The sequence below is a fragment of the Brevundimonas sp. genome, from assembly GCF_029945885.1.
GTDB lineage: Bacteria > Pseudomonadota > Alphaproteobacteria > Caulobacterales > Caulobacteraceae > Brevundimonas.
The window spans coordinates 104,299-121,124 of the sequence record NZ_JAQSDK010000004.1; the positions used below are offsets into that span (position 1 = coordinate 104,299).

A 16,826-nucleotide genomic window follows, 5' to 3' on the forward strand; every position below is an offset into this window, starting at 1 on the left:
TTCCCTGCTGACAGGCACACCCGGTCGGGACCCACAGTAACGTCGTGCGGGAAGGCTTCCAGCCTTACCGCCCGATTGGTCCCTCGCCAAAGGTGCTCTGGAAAGGTGGTGCCGCTTAGGTGACGCGAACACCTGACCCCCGCATTGCGAAGGCCAGGGAAGGGAGGGATAAAAAGCGTTATCGTTCAGCGTTATAGCTTCCAGCGCGGCCGCCGATTTCGCCCCCCCAGTCTCTTCCCGGACTCGCCGGAGGGGTCGGTGAAGGCGTTTCCTAAGTTACGCGCTTTGACGTGGGAAGCGCCGGAATTTCCACCTGCGCTATACCTGCGCTATACCTGCGGGCACGGGCGTAAGGACTCGGTCGGCATCACTGTTTCACGACCGGGTGTCAGCGCGTGCGGCGGGTTCATGGCTCCGCAGACTGGCCTCCTTCCGTCCTCGGCAACCATGAATCGGATCACCTTGGAACTATCGGCACGTTGGAATTGAAATGAACATCAGGTCGCAAGCCAGATCGCAACGCCGGGCTATTCTTCAGCTAGGCGTGGTTCGATCTTCAGGCGTGACGCGCGGTCTGTTGATCGGGATCAGATCTTTCCATGGCCTCGTTCATCGCCAGGAACAAAGTTTCGGCGGTGATCGGTTTGGCGAGGTGAACGTCAGCGCCTGCGGCCCGGCTGGCCTCGACATGCTCCCGCATCGCATTGGCCGTCATCATCACAATCGGAATGTCCCGGCAGGGTGATGATGGCCCACGTATCATCTGCACGGCTTTAAGTCCGTCCATGACCGGCATCTGCATATCCATGAGGATGATGTCGAAGCTTGATGCGAACGCGGCGTCTACGGCCTCCTGACCATCGACCACACTGACAACCTCGGCCACACCAGCCAACATCAGCTCGGCCACTTTGCGGTTCGTGGGATGATCGTCAGCGACGAGCACGCGCAGGGGCCGTTCCGAGGGCTCGATTACCGCAGCATTCTCGCTCGTGCTTCTCGGCGCGGTGGCGGGTTCAAGCGGCAGCTCGAACCAGAAGGTCGAGCCAATACCTGGCTGGCTTTCACAATCCAGAACGCCTCCCATGAGCCCCACCAGATTTCGACAAATGGACAGGCCGAGGCCGGTGCCACCGAATTTGCGGGTGATCGTCTCATCCGCCTGCTGGAACCGGTCAAACAGCCGATCTTTCGTTTCCGGCGCAAAGCCGATCCCTGTGTCCGACACGGAGAATCGGACCAACCCGCCGGGCGTTTGTTCGACCGAGAGGACGATCCTGCCTGTGGAGGTGAATTTGGCGGAGTTGCTAAGGAAGTTTCCCAACACCTGTCGGAGTCTTAGCAGATCTCCAGTGTAATATTTACATAAACCATCATCGATAAAGTATTCGTAAGCTACATTCGAATTCTCACTCTGAAGTCGACACTTTTCGATATTGAATGACACCAGTTCCCGCAAGTCGAACGAGTCATTCGTTATGTTGAGCTCGCCTACATCGATCTTCGCCGTATCTAAAAGGTCCGACAGCAAAGCCGTGAGCGTTTCGCCGGACGATCGAATGATATCCAGCAGTTCAATTTGGTCGCGCCGGCCACATTTGCGTTTCAGAATGTCAGAGGCCGCCACGATTCCATTCAGGGGCGTACGCAGTTCGTGGCTCATGTTTGCCAGGAACGCCGATTTTGCCCGCCCGGATGCCTCGGCTGCGGTCAGCGCAGCTTGTAGCGCGATATTCATCTTGTGCTGATCGCTCACGTCCTCACTGACCGTGACAATATAGGCGGGCTTATCCTCCTCGAACGTCGCGACCTTCCTCGTCGTCCAATACTGCTCACCAGCGTCCATTGTCGTGACCAGTGCGGCCTGTTCGACCTTCATCTCCCTGGTGAGAATTACCTCCTGATCTTCGTCCCAAGACCGCTTCGCTTCTTCCGGGGGGAATAGTTCGTGAACGGTCTTCCCAACGGCCTCGTCAGACGACAGACCCGTAGCTGTCTCAGCTGCCTTATTGAGGAGGACAAACTTGCCGGTTTCCGCTTCTTTCACGACCAGCAGGACCGGCATCATGTCCATGATCGTGCTGTAGAATTTCTCTCTCCTCGCAACCGACCGCCGATCGTTTTCGGAGCGCCGCTCCACATCGATCAGTCGCGACGAGGTCTCGGACAGTCGCCGCTTAATCTCGGACGTCGCCAGCTGCGCGGCATGTCGGTCTATGATGTTTGATGCGAGGATCGAGAGGTTTTGAACCGAATGGAGCTGCAATCCCGTCGGCGATCTGGCGTCGCGATGATAGATCGCGATGACGCCCAGGACTCGTCCGGCCATGCCGCGGATGGGCTGCGACCAGCAAGCCCGCACACCAATCTCCTCTGCGAGGGGTTTGACGTTGGTCCACAGCGGATCGGACTGAATATCCTCGACAACGACAAGACGGTTGCCGAAGGCCGCGATACCGCAGGGTCCAGCATCCGGACCAACCGCTGATCCGCCCACCGCCAGGTCAAAGGCGTCCGGCAGGCTTGGCGATGCGCCCACGAGCAGATGCTCCCCGGTCTCATCCAGCAGCATGATACTGACCAGAGAGTCAGGGTGAACCTGTTCGGCATGCCTTACGAGGGCTTCCAGTGACTTGGACAGAGATAGGTCCGGGCCAAGCCCTTCCAGCGAAAATGTCTGTGAGGTCTGGTGCGAAACGGCGGCCAGATTTTCCTCGGCGGCGGCTCGACCGTTCGACTCGATATCCAATGACCTTCTCCGACCAGCCTTCTTCAAGGTGACAAGAACATGTCAACCGCCAAGGTTGGGTTAATCGCCTGAATCGATACCCCAAGTGACGTGGGTGCCCGGGGTGTGACCTGCTCCCCTGAAACTCTTCCAGGAGTAGCTAGAGTCCGTCCCTTGAGATGGCCCTCGTTATGGCTGGATGAGAAACGGGGGTCACGTCACAGTGCACCCATTGGGAACCCACACGACCACCCAGCGCAACGGCACTTCCGCCGCTCGCCCGTCGATGTCCTAGTTAGAGTGTCATTGGGGTGGTGGTGCCGCTTAGGTGACTCGAACACCTGACCCCCGCATTACGAATGCGATGCTCTACCAGCTGAGCTAAAGCGGCCTCTGTGCGCGGACGACGGAGGTCCGACGCGAGGAGCGCTGTTTATACGGGCCGGACCGGGTTGCCAAGCGCCGCGAGCAGCGACGCCTCGGTCGGATGGATCGCGATACGAATTTCGGCGAAGCCGGCCTGGTCAAGGGGGGCGGCGGCGGCGGCGGAAATCGCCACCAGCAGGCGTTCACGGGTGTCGGCCGGGGTCAGCTGCGCGGCCAGGGCGAGGGCTGCCCGGGGTGAGTGGACCAGAATGATGTCGACCTCTGCGGGGCCCGTGACGCCGGTTTCGACGGCCGCATAGAGGGGCAGGGCCCGCACGGTCACCCGTCCGGCGAGTTCGCCGCCCAGGTCGCCGGCGGGCTCACGCGGGCCGGGGGCCAGGATCAGGCCGCCGTCGGCCGGCCAGGCGGCGGTGATCAGGGCCGCCAGGTCATCCAGCGCGCCAGCGGCCGAGCGGACGTCAGCGAAACCGCAGGCCCGGGCCGCCTCCGCAGTGGCGTCCCCGACGGTGAAGACCGGCCAGTCGCGACGCGGGGTGCGGGCGGCGAAGGCGGCGACGCCGTTGCGACTGGTGAAGGCCAGGCCGGCCACTCCGGTCAGGTCGAGGGGGGTGTCGAGCGGTTCAAGGGCGATCACGGGGCCGATGATCGGGGTGAAGCCCCGTGCCGTCAGGGCGGCGGCGGTGCGGTCGGCCCCCGGCCGGGCCCGGGTGATCCAGACGCGGGGGCCGGATCCGTCCGCCCCGGCCATGGTCAGAGGTCGATCCGCTGGTCGCCGGCGGCGTCATGGATCTGGCGACCGACGGCCAGCCCCATGGTGCGGGCGGCGTCGACGACGTCGGCGGCGTGGATGTCGCCCAGCTCCCCGGAGCGGCGCCAGCGGGCCGTGCCGTCGGGGCTGAGCAGTTCGGCGGTCAGCAGCAGCCGGCCGTCGGCCCGGGTGGCGTGGGCCCCGATGGCCGAACGGCACGAGCCCTCCAGCGCCATCATGGCCCCGCGCTCGGCGGCCACGGCCAGGGCCGTCAGCGGATGGTCGAGGGCCGCGACCCAGGCGGCCCCGGTCTCGCCGTCGCGGGTCTGCAGGGCCAGGGCCCCCTGGCCGGGGGCGGGCAGGAACTGGTCGAGCGACAGCCGCTCGCGGATCACGTCAGCGCGACCCAGACGATTGAGCCCGGCGGTCGCCAGCAGGATGGCGTCGAAATCGCCGTCGGCCAGCCGGCGCAGACGCGTATCAACATTGCCGCGCAGCATCTCGATGCGCAGGTCCGGGCGCAGGGCCAGGGCCTGGGCCTGACGGCGCAGGCTGGCCGTGCCCAGCCGGGCCCCCTGGGGCAGGTCGGCGAAACAGGCAAAGGCCTCGCTGACGAAGGCGTCGCGCGCATCCTCGCGTTCGGGCACGGCGGCGATGCACAGGCCGGGCGGCTGTTCGGCCGGGACATCCTTCATCGAATGGACGGCGACATCGACGCGACCATCGATCAGGGCCTCCTCGATCTCCTTGGTGAACAGGGCCTTGCCGCCGATCTCGAGCAGGCGGCGGTCCTGGACCCGGTCGCCGGTGGTGACGATCTCGACCAGGGGGACGGCGGTGGCGATATCGGCCTCGGCCACACCCATGGCGGCGGCGATCGCGCGCTGCATCATGCCCGACTGGGTCAGGGCCAGGGCCGAACGTCGGGTGCCGATACGGATCGGGAAGGTCATGAGGCGTTGCGCACAGGGGATGGGGTCGTTAGCTGGACCCGATGAATACGGTCGCCGACTATAGCAGCGAGACAGGACGGGCAACCGGACCCGCGGGTTCGCTCCTCGTCCTGGGCCTTGAAACCAGCTGTGACGAGACCGCGGCGGCCGTGGTGCGGCTGGATCCCGACGGCACGGCCACCGTGCTGTCGTCGGTGGTGCACAGCCAGATCGATGATCATGCGGCCTTCGGCGGGGTCGTTCCCGAGATCGCCGCCCGCAGTCATGTCGAGATGATCGACGGGGTTACCCGTCGGGCCATGGCCGGGGCCGGGCTCGACTACGGGGCGCTGGACGGGATCGCGGCCACGGCCGGCCCCGGTCTGGTCGGCGGGGTCATGGTCGGCCTGGGCTTCGGCAAGGCCGTGGCCCTGGCGCGGGGCCTGCCGCTGGTGGCGGTCAATCATCTTGAAGGTCATGCGGTGTCGGCGCGTCTGGGGCGCAACCTGGCCTATCCCTTCCTGCTGCTGCTGGCCTCGGGCGGCCATTGCCAGCTGCTGGAGGTGCGCGGCATCGGCGAGATGAGCCGGCTGGGCTCGACCATCGATGATGCCGCCGGCGAGGCCTTCGACAAGATCGCCAAGGCACTGGGCCTGGGCTATCCGGGCGGACCGGCGCTCGAGCGGCTGGCCGAGACCGGCGACGGCAGTCGCTTCGACCTGCCGCGGGCCCTGCTGGGGCGCAAGGACTGCGACTTCTCGTTCTCGGGCCTGAAGACGGCGGCCTCCCGCCTGGCGCAATCCTGTGAAACTGATCAGGACCGGGCCGATCTGGCCGATGCGGTCCAGAGCGCCATCGCCCGCCAGCTGGCCGAACGCTCGCACCGGGCGATGCAGGACTGGCTCGACAGCCATGGCGCGACGGCGGCCCGGCCGATGTTCGTGGTCGCCGGCGGTGTGGCGGCCAACCGCACCGTCCGGGCGGTGCTGGAGGCGGCGGCGGCGAAGAACGGCTTTGATTTTCTGGCCCCGCCGATGGCCTATTGCACCGACAATGCCGCGATGATCGCCCTGGCCGGGGCGGAACGCCTGCAGCAGGGGCTGGTTTCGGATATCGATACGGCAGCGCGCCCGCGATGGCCGCTGGATGAAAACAAGGCGCTCAGCGATCCGATGCACAAGCCGGGTCGCAAGGGGGCCAAGGCCTAGGGAAACGACCGATGGAATTTCGTACCGCAGGGGTGATCGGGGCCGGAGCCTGGGGCACGGCCCTGGCCCAGGTGACCGGCTGGGCCGGGCTGGACACCCTCCTGCACGCGCGTGAGGCCGAGGTGGTCGACAGTATCCGCGATCACCGGGTCAATGAGGCCTTCCTGCCGGGCATTACCCTGGACGCCCATGTGAAGGTCACCGGCGACCTGGCCGATCTGGCGGGCTGTGACCTCATCCTGGCGGTCCCGCCGGCCCAGTATATGCGCGCTACCCTTGAGGCTCTCGCGCCGTTTCATCGATCGGGCGTCCCGGTGGTGCTGTGCGCCAAGGGAATCGAGCGCGGTTCGCTGAAGCTGATGACCGAGGTCCTGGCCGAGACCCTGCCGGACGCGCCGGCGGCCGTGCTGTCGGGCCCCAGTTTCGCCGGCGAGGTGGCGCGGGGCCTGCCCAGCGCCGTAACCCTGGCCTGCGCCGACGAGGCCCTGGGCCAGAGGCTGATGGTGGCCCTGTCGGCCCCGGCCTTCCGGCCCTATCTGGCCACCGACCTGATCGGGGCCGAGGTCGGGGGGGCGATCAAGAACGTTCTGGCCATCGCCTGCGGCATCAGCGAGGGCCGCGGTCTGGGGCGTAGCGCCCATGCCGCCCTGATCACACGGGGCTTTGCCGAGATGACCCGGCTGGGCGTGGCCATGGGGGGGCGGCCGGAGACGGTGGCGGGCCTGTGCGGTCTCGGCGACCTTGTGCTGACCTGTTCCAGCCCGCAGTCGCGCAACATGAGCCTGGGGCTGGCCCTGGGCGAGGGCCAGACGGTCGACCAGGCCCTGGCCGGCAAACGGTCGGTGGCTGAAGGCTATGAGAGCGCGCCGGCGGTGCGGGAGCTGGCGAAGCGGATGGGGGTGGAGATGCCGATTTCGGAGGCGGTCGCCGCCCTGCTGAATGGCGAGACCACGGTCGACGCGATGATCGGCAACCTGCTGTCGCGGCCGCTGAAGGTCGAGCGGCACTGATGGCCGAGGCGATTCCGGCTGATCGCAAACGGGTCTGGAAGACGCCGGCGGGCGTGGCCCTCTGCGTCGAGACCGCCATCGCCGACCCCGGATCGCGCGGGTTCGTCCTGCAGATCGGCGAGGCCTTCTTCCACGGCTTCGTCGTGCGCCGGCACGGCCAGGTGGCCGGCTATGTCGACCGCTGCCCGCACCAGGGCTTTCCGCTGGCGATCGAACTGGACCGCTATCTGACGCCGGACGGCGCACTGATCCTGTGCGGCTGGCACGGGGCGGTGTTCACACCCCTGACCGGAGCCTGTGTCGGCGGTCCCTGCGCCGGGGCGAAATTGACGCCGTGGCCGGTGGTGGCCGACAACGGCGTCATTCGAACGGCCTGACGTCAGGGCTTTTTGTCGGCGTGCTTTTCGCCGAAGGCGTCCTTGACCTCGTCCTCGGAAATCCGCTTGGACGGATCACCCTTCTGGCCGAGGTTCTGTTCTTCGGTGCCGTCGCCCATCATGCCGGGATGTTTCTCGGCGGGTTTGTCGGACGTGGGGTGACCCATGATCGTACTCCTTGAGAGATGCCCCTCTCAAACGACCGGGCGGCCCATCAGGTTCCCGGGCGTTTCAGCCGTTTCGCATTGGCCACGGCGGTGCGGTGGATCGGATCAAGCGCCTCGGCCTGGACCTTCAGCAATTCGGTATTGAGGGTCAGCATCTGGCCGGTGGCCCGGCCCCACCAGCCCACCGCATAGTTGTACTGCAGGGTGGCGAGGGCAGCCGGGTGGGTGGCGCTGGCCATGGCGGCGGCGGCGCGGCTGGCCAGGTGAATTTCATTGGCGGCGGACCGGGTCAGCCGGTCGGACAGGTCGCCGAAATTGCGGGTGACGGTCGAGACCGAGGCCGAGATGGCCTCGACCTTTTCCGAACTCATCAGCGAGATTTCCGCCAGATCAGCCTTGCCCGGATTGGCCAGGCCGGCGGCCATGATCTCCAGACGGGCCGAGATGACCTCGCCCGACGCGTGCAACATCTCGCCCCCGGCGACGGCGGTGTCGGCGGCGGACTGGTTGTTGCGGGCCAGGCGTCGGCCGTTGCGGGCCGCCTTCTTGATATGGGTCATCGCCGAGCCTTGGGCCGCATTCGTGTTCGGGGCAAGGCCCCGTCCCGTCTAGGGCAGGACCTCGGCCGAGAAGTCGGCCACGTCCTTGAGCAGGGCGGTGACCGAGGCGTCGATGATGCGCTGGCCCTTTTCCGGACTGGCCTGGGCCGGATCCGAGCCGATCCGGCCGTCGGGGAAGCGGGCCCGGTAGTCGAGGGCGTCGCGGATCGGGCCGACCGGGGCGATCTTCGGCGAATAGTCGGCCGTCTTGATCCGGTCCGGATAGGCGGCCTGGGTCACGGCGATCTCGGACGGGGTGGCGTGCATGCCGTGGCCGACCGGAAAGATCGAGCTGCAAAGGCTGTGAATGCCCGGCAGGTCCCACCAGTTCTTCAGCTTGAGCACGAAGGGCGGCTGCTCCTCGACGAAGCTCCACTCGGCGTAGATCTCGGCGAAGGTGGCCTCGATGGTGGCGACATTGCCGCCATGGCCGTTGAGGAAATAGATGCGCTCGAAGCCGTGGCGGCTGAGCGAGGAAACCCAGTCGGTGATGGCGGCCATGAAGGTCGAGGGGCGCAGGCTGATGGTGCCGGCGAAGGCCAGGTGGTGCTGGGCCATGCCGATGTTGAAGGTCGGGGCCACGATCAGGCTGTCGTCGGCCTTTTCGGCCGCATTGGCGATGATCTCGGGGCACAGCCAGTCGGTGCCCAGCAGGCCGGTCGGGCCATGCTGCTCATTGGAACCGATCGGCACGACGATCGTCCTGGTCGTCTTCAGGCGGGCGTCGATTTCGGGCCAGGACGACAGATGGATCAGCATGGGCGGGAACTCCGGTACAGGGGACTGAATCGCCTCCTACGCCGATCCGGGGCTGTCGCCAATCCGCTGCGGGCCGGTTCCGGTCAGTCGGGGGCGAAGGCGCGGATGAAGCGGCGCGCGGTCTCGCGGGCGCGTTCCGGGATTTGATCCGCGCCCGGATGATCGACCCCCAGCAGGGTGCGCAGATGGCTGTGGCCCAGTGCCATGCCCGAGAAGATCTCGGCGGCATGGTCCGGATCGGGCACGCCCAGCAGTCCGCGGCGGTTCTGTTCGGCCAGCCAGGTGGACAGGCGACGCAGGCTCTCGCCGGGACCGCCGTCATAGATGGCGGCGGCGATGTCCGGGGCCTCGGGCGAGACCATGGCCAGGCCGCGCAGCGAGGCCCCCGCCTCGCCGTGAACCACCTTTTCAAGCAGGGCGACGGCATAGGCGGTCAGCACCGTCTGCGGGTCGCCTTCCGAGCGCAGCGGGGCGGTGACGGCGTCGGAGCGTCGCGCCGCCAGGGCCCGGCCGACGTCGAGCTTGGAGGCAAAGCGGTTGTAGAGGGTCTGTTTCGATACCCCGGCGCGGCGGGCGATCTCGTCCATCGTCGCCGCCGCCCCCTTCTCGGCGAACAGTTCGGTGGCGGCGTCGAGGATGGCCTCGCTCTTGCGCGGATCGATCTGGCCGACAGCGCGGGACATCAGTGAGCCTCCACCGGCGGCGCGCCCGGGGCCACCTTCACCGGCCGGGCGAACAGGGTCACCACGGCGGCCACGGCGCAGGCGATGGCCAGCATGGCGAAGGCGTCGCCGAAGGCCAGGGTGGTGGCCTGGCGCTGCAGCATGCCCCAGACCGCCTTCAGGGCCGCCCCTTCCGGGTCGATCGATCCGGCGAAACGCTGACTCATACCCGCCAGCATCGCCTGCATCTGGACATTGGACTGGCTGATCCGGTCGGTCAGCTCGCCCATGTGCAGGGCCGTGTTGGTGGTCAGGGAGGTGTTGAGGAAAGCCAGGCCGAAGGCCCCGCCGACGTTGCGCGACAGATTGACCAGGCCCGAGGCGTTCTTGACCATGTGATCCGGCAGGGTCGACATCGTCACCTGCTGGGCGGCGATCATGGCCAGCATGACCCCGGCCCCACGCATGGCCTGGACCCCGGCAAACTCCCAGTACCCCCACTCCGCGGTCAGGGCCCGGGCGTCCCACATGCCCCAGGCGCACATGATGAAGCCGACGAACATCAGGATGCGCAGGTCCAGCCTGCGCACCAGTCGTCCGGCGAAGGGGGCGGTGGCGAACATGGCCAGACCCGAGACCACCATGGTGGTGCCGACCTCCGAGGGCGAATAGTCGAGCACCCGACCGAGGAACAGCGGCAGCAGGAAGGTGCCGCCGAACAGGGCCGCGCCGACGATGAAGGTCATGATGACACCGACGGTGAAATTGCGGTTGGCGAAGGCCCGCAGCTCGACGATCGGATTGTAGTAGGTCAGCGACCGCCAGATGAAGGCCGGGCCGGTAATGGCGGCGACGACGGCCAGCGCGAGGATGGCCGTGTCGGCGAACCAGTCCTTCTTTGACCCTTCCTCCAGCACGAACTGCATGCTCATCAGAAAGACGGCCATCAGGCCGAGCCCGAACCAGTCGAACCCCTTGGACAGGGACGGATCGCCCTTGTCGAAATTGGCGTAGCGACCGACCAGGAACAGCACCAGCATGCCCGGGATCACATTGATGAAGAACAGCCAGCGCCAGCTGAGCCATTCGGTCAGGTGACCGCCGAGCGTCGGGCCGACGGTCGGGGCCAGGGTGACGATCAGCCCCATGACCACACTGGCGGTGACGCGCTTGTCGGGCGGGAAGGCGGTGAAGGCGACGGCGAAGACGGTCGGGATCATGGCCCCGCCGACAAAGCCCTGCAGGGCCCGGAACAGGATCATCATGTCGATCGAGGTCGACAGGCCGGTGGCCACGCTCATGATCAGGAAGCCTGTGCAGGAGACCAGAAACACCTTCTGCGTGCCCCACAGGCGCGACAGATAGCCCGACAGGGGGATCATCACGACCTCGGGGATCAGATAGGCGGTCTGGATCCAGCTGATCTCGTCGGCCGAGGCCCCGATGCCCGCCTGGATCTGCGGCAGGGAGGCGGCGACGATCTGGATGTCGAGAATGGCCATGAACTGGCCGATCACCATCCCGGCGAAGCCGAGCAGCAGGAAGGTCCAGTTGATCTCGGGGGCGGCGGCTCCGGAGGGGGAGGCCGGGGCGGCGCCGTCGGTGACGGCCGCGGTCATTCCCGGACGGCCGGGACGGTCGCGGCCTCGGCCCGGCGCGGCTCATCGCTGCCGACCTGGGCGAAGCTCAAGCCGCCGGCGCTCTTCAGGTCGACGCGGACCTCAACCGACAGGCCGGGACGCAGGGCCGTGGCACCGCCTTCAGCCCGGTCGACAACGATACGCACCGGAACCCGCTGGGTGATCTTGGTGAAATTGCCGGTGGCGTTTTCGACGGGGATCAGGGCGAATTCCGAGCCGGTGGCCGGGGCGAAACTGTCGATGCGGCCCCGGATCGGCTGTCCCGGGAAGGCGTCGGCGGTGATCTCCACGGTCTGGCCCAGCCGCAGCCGGTCCAGCTGGGTTTCCTTGAAATTGGCCACGACGAAGGTGTCGCCCAGCGGCACGATCGACAGCAGTTGGCTGCCGGCATTGACCGACTGGCCGGCGCGCACGCCGCGGGCCCCGACGACGCCGCCGACCGGCGCGCGGATGATGGTGCGGTCCAAAGCGGTGCGCGCCTGGTCGACGGCGGCCCGGGCCTGTTCGACCGCGGCGAGACTCTGTTTGCGGGTCGAGCCGAGTACGGCGGCGGTGCGCTGTTCGGCGACGAGGGCGGCCTGGGCCTGGGCGACGGCGGCCTGGGCCGTGGCGGCCCCGGCCTGCTCGGTCTGGATGCGTTGCTGCGACACCCAGCCCTGCTCGGCCAGCTTGCCGTAGCGGTCGACCTGGGCGCGGGCCAGACCGGCCTGGGCCTGGGCCTGGGTCACGCCGGCGGCGCGCGAGGCGATCATCGCCTGTTCCTGGGCGGCGCGGGCATCGACATTGCCGACGGCGGCGATCAGGGCCTGGAGATTGGCCTCGGCCTCGGCCAGGCGGGCGCGGGCGTCGGCATCATCCAGCCGGACCAGGATCTGGCCGGGCTCGACGCGCTGGTTGTCCGCCACCAGGACCTCGACCACATAGCCGCTGATCTGGGGACTGACGAGGGTGGTGTCGGCCTGGATGAAGGCGTTGTCGGTGGTTTCCCAGCGCTGGTTGCCCAGCCACCAGATCGTGCCGCCGACGATGACGGCCAGGGCGACAATCACGGTGACGATCAGCGGCAGTCGCTGTTTGAGGGTGGGAGAGACGGTCATGGAAAACTCGAAATTGCGATCGGAGCCGGGGAGGCAGGCGGCTAAAATGGACTACAATGTCTAAAAATCAATAACGCTGTGTGCGCCGCAGCAAACACGTCATGTTTCAGCGCGCGTCACCGGGGCCGCTTGACCCGGCGGACGAGGACGGCGAAGCCCCTGGATATGGCCGAGCCAAAACCCCGTTCCCGCAAGCCGGCTCCACGCCCTGTCGTGTCCGGAGGCGTCGTCTTCCCGCCTGACCCCGACCGGGTCGAGGCCATTTTCGCGCGGCTGGCGGCGATCATGCCCGAGCCGAAGACCGAACTGCATTTCCATGATGCCTATACGCTGACGGTGGCGGTGGCCCTGTCGGCCCAGGCCACCGACGTCGCGGTCAACAAGGCCACGGACAGGCTCTTCGCCGTGGCTGACACCCCGGCGAAGATTCTGGCCCTCGGCGAGTCGGGTCTGACGCCGTTCATCGCCTCGATCGGCCTGTACCGGAACAAGGCGAAGAACGTCATCGCCCTGAGCCGGATCGTGCTGGAACAGCATGGCGGCGCGGTGCCGCTGAACCGCACCGACCTGCAGGCCCTGCCGGGCGTGGGGCGCAAGACCGCCAGTGTCGTCCTCAATGAACTGGGCATCGAACCGGCCATCGCCGTCGACACCCATGTGTTCCGCGTCTCGCACCGGCTGGGCCTGGCCAATGCCGCCACCCCGGACAAGGTCGAGGCCCAGCTGCACCGGATCGTGCCGGAGGCCTATCTGGCCAAGGCCCATCACTGGCTGATCCTGCACGGCCGCTACACCTGCACCGCGCGCAAGCCCAACTGTGTCGCCTGTCCGGTCGCCGACCTGTGCCCGTCACGGTCGGGGTTGATGGCCTGATACCGGCGACCTTGATCTCCATCAAGGTCGCGGAACGTCGTTCCGTCTAGCCTGTCTCCGGATCGGTGGGGATCAGGTGGACGGTTATGACAAATCCAGAGTCAGACGAGGCACCGGCCCGGCCCGTCATACCGGCCTGTGTGCAGGCCTGCAGCTTCCGGTCGGAGACCGACCATCGCGTCGCCAACCACCTGGCGATGCTGTCGAGCTATATCAGCCTGAAACAAAGAACATTCGAGGCGAGCGGCACCGTCACCCGCGAGGCGCTGCGCGGCTTCTGCCGCAGCCTCGACGCCCAGATCCGGGCGATCGGCCGCCTGCACCGGTTGCTGATGGCCGGTGGCGACGGCGTGGTCGATCTGTCGGCCGTCCTGCACGAGGTCGCCGCCGCCTTCGCCCATGACAGTGCCGCCTGCCGCATCGTCGAGGCGATCGAGCCCGGCTGTACGGTATCGGCAGAGCGGGCCTTGCTGATCAGCCAGGTCGCCAATGAGGCCATGAGCAACGCGCTGAAATACGCCTGCGCCGGACCGGGACCGGGCCGGATCAGCCTCGGGTGCCGGTCAACGCCTGCAGGCGGACTGGAGATGACGGTCAGCGACGACGGGCCGGGCCTGCCCGTTCCGGCCCGGCCGAACCCGGACGGCGGTTTCGGCCTGACCTTGATGGAGGACCTCGGCCGGCGTCTGGCTGCCAGGCTCGAACTCCGCTCGGGACCGGGCGGCTTGAGCGTGATCCTGACCGTCCCGGCCGCGGCCCCCTGAAACGGGCGGTGTGGCCTGACTCTAGAGCCGGGCCCGGACCGCCGCCGCCAGGCCCGCGCCGCGGGCCGGGTCATTGTCGAGATAGAGGTCGGGCTCGATCAGTTCGGCCTCCATCAGCAACCAGTTGCCGTCGGCGTCAGGCACCATGTCGATCCGGGCATACAGCAGCGGTTCATCGATCGCCGCCAGAACCTGTTGCGCCAGGGCCAGGGCCCCGGCGGGCGGATCGGGGACGGGCGTATAGAGGCCGCCGTACTGGACCTGGATGCGGAAGTCGCCGGGCACCGGTCGTTTGTTGACCGCATGGCTGAAGACGCCGCCGAAGAACAGCAGCGAGGTTTCGCCGGCGGTTTCAATGGTCGACAGATAGGGCTGGATCATCGCCGAACCCTCGGGCGCGTCGTCGACGGCCTCGCCCGGTGACAGGCGCAGGGTCTTCCACGCCCCGCCCGACACGGTCGGCTTGACGATCAGGTGTTCGGCACCGGTGCTGGCGAAGGCGGCGGCCAGCGTGTCGGCGGTGACCCCGTCACTCCAGATCGTTTCCGGCATCGGCACGCCGCGCCCGGCGAGACGGGCGAGGTAGCTCTTGTCCGAATTCCACGCCAGGACCGGGGCCGGATTGGCCAGGGGCAGGTCCGCCGCCGTCCAGGTCGCGCAGGCCCTGAGCCAGCGACGGTGGTCGCGGTGGTAGCCCCAGACGATCATCGGCAGGATCAGTGGATAGTCGGCCAGGCCCGCGGCGTCGTCGATATGGGCGGTCCAGGGCGTCGGGACCGCCTCGATGCCGACCACGGCCAGGGCCGCTGCGAGCCGGTCGCGCACGCCGGGCCACTGGCTGGCATAGGAGGGATCGGCGGGGTCGGGGGTCAGGACGGCGATACGGGTCATGGTCCGTTTTCTGACCTGAACCGGGCGGGGCTGCAACCGTGCCGACTGGCCAATCGTGGTCCCGGCGGCTATGGGGCGCGGCATGACCCAAGCAAACACCTCCGCCCGTTTCGACGTCTGTGCCGTCGGCAACGCCATCGTCGACGTCCTGGCCCCCTGTACGCCGGAATTCCTCAGTGCCCAGGGCCTGGCCCCCGGCTCGATGTCCCTGGTCGACGAGGTCCAGAGCGCGGCCCTGTATGACGCGATGGCCGCCGGGGTCGAGGCCTCGGGCGGCTCGGCCGGCAATACGGTGGCCGGTGTCGGTTCGTTCGGCGGACGCGCCGCCTATCTGGGCAAGGTCGCTGACGACACCCTGGGCCAGGTCTTCACCCATGATATCCGCGCCGCCGGCGTCGCCTTCGATACCCCGGCCCTCAGCGGCGGGGCCGGTACCGGTCGCTGCCTGATCAATGTCACGCCTGATGCCCAGCGTACCATGTCGACCTTCCTCGGCGCGGCCAACCAGCTGACCGTGGCCGACATCGACCCGGCCCTGATCGCCGACAGCGCCATCGTCTATCTGGAAGGCTATCTGTTCGACCCGGCCCCGGCCCGCGCCGCCTTCGAGGCCGCCGCCGAAGCGGCCCACGCCGCCGGGCGCAAGGTCGCCATCACCCTGTCGGATTCCTTTGTCGTCGGCCGCTGGCGGGCCGAGCTGCTGGCCTTCATCGAGGCTTCGGCCGACATCGTCCTGGCCAATGAGAGCGAGCTGCTGGCCCTGTTCGAGACCGAGGATTTCGAGGCCGCCGCGGCCCGGCTGGCCACGATCGTCGAGGTCGCGGCGATCACCCGCAGTGCTGACGGTTCGGTTATCGTGCGCGGTGCCGAACGGGTCGTGGTCAAGGCCGCGCCGGTCGGCAAGGTCGTCGACACCACCGGAGCCGGTGACCAGTACGCGGCCGGCTTCCTGCTGGGTCTGGCGCGCGGTCTGTCCCTGGCCGAAGCCGGGGCCCTGGGCTCGCTGGCGGCGGCCGAGGTCATCGCCCACTGGGGCCCGCGACCGATGGTGTCGCTCGAGCGGCTGGCCGTCGCGGCGGGACTGTCGCTGGCGGCCTAACCCGGCCGTTTCAGCGTCACATACAGCGCCCCGTCGCCGCCGTGGTGGCGGGCGGCCGCGGCATAGCCCGAGACGACCCCGCGCAGGGCCGGGCCGGTCAGCCATTCATGGACGGAGCCCCGGATCACGCCGGTGCCGCCGCGCCGGCCCTGGCCGGTGATGACCAGAACCGCGCGATAGCCGCGCACCTGGGCGGTGGTCAGGAAGGCGGTCAGGGCGTCCTGGGCCTGGAACCGGCCATAGCCGTGCAGGTCTATCCGCGCCTCGATCGGATCGCGTTCGCGCGACAGTCGCCGTTGACGCCGGGGTTCCAGCGATTCCGGCACGCTGCGGGTCGCGCCGGGGCGGGCGGTGCCGGCGGGTGTGGCCGCCGTGGCCACCGGCCGTGGCGTCGGCCGGGGCATTGGCCGGGGCGGAGCCGGGGCCGCAGCAGGATCGGCGACCGGTCCGGCGACGGCGATGCGCGGGGCCTTGACCGGTTTGGCCGGGCTAACCGAGCCGGTGACCCGGGTCCAGATACGCCGGTCTTCGGTGGTCAGGTCGCCGCCGCGTCGGGTCGCCATCAGGCGTCGTCGTCGTCGAAGGCGCGCGCGGCGTCCTGCGGGCCAGGCTCATAGACCACCAGATCGCCCGGCTGGCAGTTCAGCTCGCGGCACAGGGCGTCCAGGGTGGTGAAGCGGATGGCGCGGGCCTTGCCGGTCTTGAGGATCGACAGATTGGCCAGGGTGACGCCCACGCGATCGGCCAGCTCGGTCAGCGACATGCGCCGCTCGAGGAGGATGCGATCAAGCTGGATGCGGATGGCCATTAAATCTCTCTATCCGGCGGCGCAGGACGGGTCGACCCGGAGGGTGGCGCGAAGCGCCGGACGGGCGGAGGTTTTTG

18 protein-coding genes and 1 tRNA gene are annotated in these 16,826 nt (G+C 67.8%); 6 read left to right on the top strand and 13 right to left on the bottom strand.

What is annotated here, in order from left to right; genetic code table 11:
* Positions 1 to 556: 556 nt before the first annotated feature.
* From PSV00_RS03080 to hemC, 4 genes are all read right to left on the bottom strand, one after another.
* The gene (locus PSV00_RS03080; RefSeq protein WP_300444731.1) at positions 557 to 2,749 is read right to left on the bottom strand and encodes an ATP-binding protein; all 2,193 of its coding nucleotides are present in this window, start codon (positions 2,747 to 2,749) and stop codon (positions 557 to 559) included.
* 294 nt (positions 2,750 to 3,043) lie between these two features.
* Positions 3,044 to 3,119, bottom strand: a tRNA-Thr gene (locus PSV00_RS03085).
* Between the two features lie 42 nt (positions 3,120 to 3,161).
* Positions 3,162 to 3,863, bottom strand: a complete 702-nt coding sequence (locus tag PSV00_RS03090; protein ID WP_300444734.1) for a uroporphyrinogen-III synthase — start codon at positions 3,861 to 3,863, stop codon at positions 3,162 to 3,164.
* A gap of 2 nt (positions 3,864 to 3,865) precedes the next feature.
* Entirely contained in the window at positions 3,866 to 4,816 is a 951-nt protein-coding gene (hemC, locus tag PSV00_RS03095) for a hydroxymethylbilane synthase (protein ID WP_300444737.1), read from the bottom strand.
* A gap of 41 nt (positions 4,817 to 4,857) precedes the next feature.
* On the opposite strand from hemC, the gene tsaD reads away from it, so the two are divergent.
* The 3 genes from tsaD to PSV00_RS03110 are packed head-to-tail and all read left to right on the top strand — an operon-like array spanning position 4,858 to position 7,390.
* Complete coding sequence (gene tsaD, locus PSV00_RS03100; RefSeq protein WP_300444740.1) at positions 4,858 to 6,003, top strand: tRNA (adenosine(37)-N6)-threonylcarbamoyltransferase complex transferase subunit TsaD; 1,146 nt, start codon at positions 4,858 to 4,860, stop codon at positions 6,001 to 6,003.
* Positions 6,004 to 6,014: 11 nt separating this feature from the next.
* Positions 6,015 to 7,013 carry an NAD(P)H-dependent glycerol-3-phosphate dehydrogenase gene (locus tag PSV00_RS03105; protein ID WP_300444743.1) on the top strand — a complete coding sequence of 333 codons (999 nt, stop codon included), beginning with the start codon at positions 6,015 to 6,017 and terminating at the stop codon, positions 7,011 to 7,013.
* Positions 7,013 to 7,390: a Rieske 2Fe-2S domain-containing protein gene (locus PSV00_RS03110; RefSeq protein ID WP_300444746.1), complete on the top strand. Its 378-nt coding sequence runs from the start codon at positions 7,013 to 7,015 to the stop codon at positions 7,388 to 7,390. The genes PSV00_RS03105 and PSV00_RS03110 overlap by 1 nt, the downstream gene beginning before the upstream one ends.
* A gap of 2 nt (positions 7,391 to 7,392) precedes the next feature.
* On the opposite strand, the gene PSV00_RS03115 is transcribed toward PSV00_RS03110, so the two are convergent.
* The 6 genes from PSV00_RS03115 to PSV00_RS03140 form a co-directional block, all read right to left on the bottom strand.
* Entirely contained in the window at positions 7,393 to 7,557 is a 165-nt protein-coding gene (locus tag PSV00_RS03115; protein ID WP_300444748.1) for a hypothetical protein, read from the bottom strand.
* 47 nt (positions 7,558 to 7,604) lie between these two features.
* Positions 7,605 to 8,117, bottom strand: coding sequence for a polyhydroxyalkanoate granule-associated phasin (locus PSV00_RS03120; RefSeq protein ID WP_300444751.1), 513 nt, complete (start codon positions 8,115 to 8,117; stop codon positions 7,605 to 7,607).
* A gap of 48 nt (positions 8,118 to 8,165) precedes the next feature.
* Positions 8,166 to 8,915 (bottom strand): creatininase family protein, encoded by a 750-nt coding sequence (locus PSV00_RS03125; RefSeq protein ID WP_300444754.1) that lies wholly within the window; start codon positions 8,913 to 8,915, stop codon positions 8,166 to 8,168.
* Positions 8,916 to 8,998: 83 nt separating this feature from the next.
* Entirely contained in the window at positions 8,999 to 9,598 is a 600-nt protein-coding gene (locus PSV00_RS03130; RefSeq protein ID WP_300444757.1) for a TetR/AcrR family transcriptional regulator, read from the bottom strand.
* A complete protein-coding gene (locus PSV00_RS03135; protein WP_300444760.1) occupies positions 9,598 to 11,196 on the bottom strand; it encodes a DHA2 family efflux MFS transporter permease subunit in 1,599 nt (532 codons plus the stop codon). The genes PSV00_RS03130 and PSV00_RS03135 overlap by 1 nt, the downstream gene beginning before the upstream one ends.
* Positions 11,193 to 12,314, bottom strand: a complete 1,122-nt coding sequence (locus PSV00_RS03140) for an HlyD family secretion protein (RefSeq protein WP_300444763.1) — start codon at positions 12,312 to 12,314, stop codon at positions 11,193 to 11,195. The genes PSV00_RS03135 and PSV00_RS03140 overlap by 4 nt, the downstream gene beginning before the upstream one ends.
* Before the next feature lie 165 nt (positions 12,315 to 12,479).
* On the opposite strand from PSV00_RS03140, the gene nth reads away from it, so the two are divergent.
* Together nth and PSV00_RS03150 are read left to right on the top strand one after the other, a co-directional pair.
* Entirely contained in the window at positions 12,480 to 13,187 is a 708-nt protein-coding gene (gene nth / locus PSV00_RS03145; protein WP_300444766.1) for an endonuclease III, read from the top strand.
* A gap of 86 nt (positions 13,188 to 13,273) precedes the next feature.
* Complete coding sequence (locus PSV00_RS03150) at positions 13,274 to 13,951, top strand: sensor histidine kinase (protein ID WP_300444769.1); 678 nt, start codon at positions 13,274 to 13,276, stop codon at positions 13,949 to 13,951.
* A 21-nt stretch (positions 13,952 to 13,972) separates the two neighbouring features.
* On the opposite strand, the gene PSV00_RS03155 is transcribed toward PSV00_RS03150, so the two are convergent.
* On the bottom strand, positions 13,973 to 14,842 hold the full coding sequence (locus PSV00_RS03155) for a transporter (protein WP_300444771.1): 870 nt from the start codon (positions 14,840 to 14,842) through the stop codon (positions 13,973 to 13,975).
* A gap of 82 nt (positions 14,843 to 14,924) precedes the next feature.
* On the opposite strand from PSV00_RS03155, the gene PSV00_RS03160 reads away from it, so the two are divergent.
* The gene (locus PSV00_RS03160; protein WP_300444773.1) at positions 14,925 to 15,941 is read left to right on the top strand and encodes an adenosine kinase; all 1,017 of its coding nucleotides are present in this window, start codon (positions 14,925 to 14,927) and stop codon (positions 15,939 to 15,941) included.
* Here PSV00_RS03160 and PSV00_RS03165 read toward each other — a convergent pair.
* Both PSV00_RS03165 and PSV00_RS03170 read right to left on the bottom strand, forming a co-directional pair.
* Positions 15,938 to 16,504 carry a Smr/MutS family protein gene (locus PSV00_RS03165; protein ID WP_300444775.1) on the bottom strand — a complete coding sequence of 189 codons (567 nt, stop codon included), beginning with the start codon at positions 16,502 to 16,504 and terminating at the stop codon, positions 15,938 to 15,940. The two genes, PSV00_RS03160 and PSV00_RS03165, sit on opposite strands and share 4 nt — an antisense overlap.
* On the bottom strand, positions 16,504 to 16,749 hold the full coding sequence (locus tag PSV00_RS03170) for a helix-turn-helix transcriptional regulator (RefSeq protein WP_300444777.1): 246 nt from the start codon (positions 16,747 to 16,749) through the stop codon (positions 16,504 to 16,506). The genes PSV00_RS03165 and PSV00_RS03170 overlap by 1 nt, the downstream gene beginning before the upstream one ends.
* Positions 16,750 to 16,826: the final 77 nt, after the last annotated feature.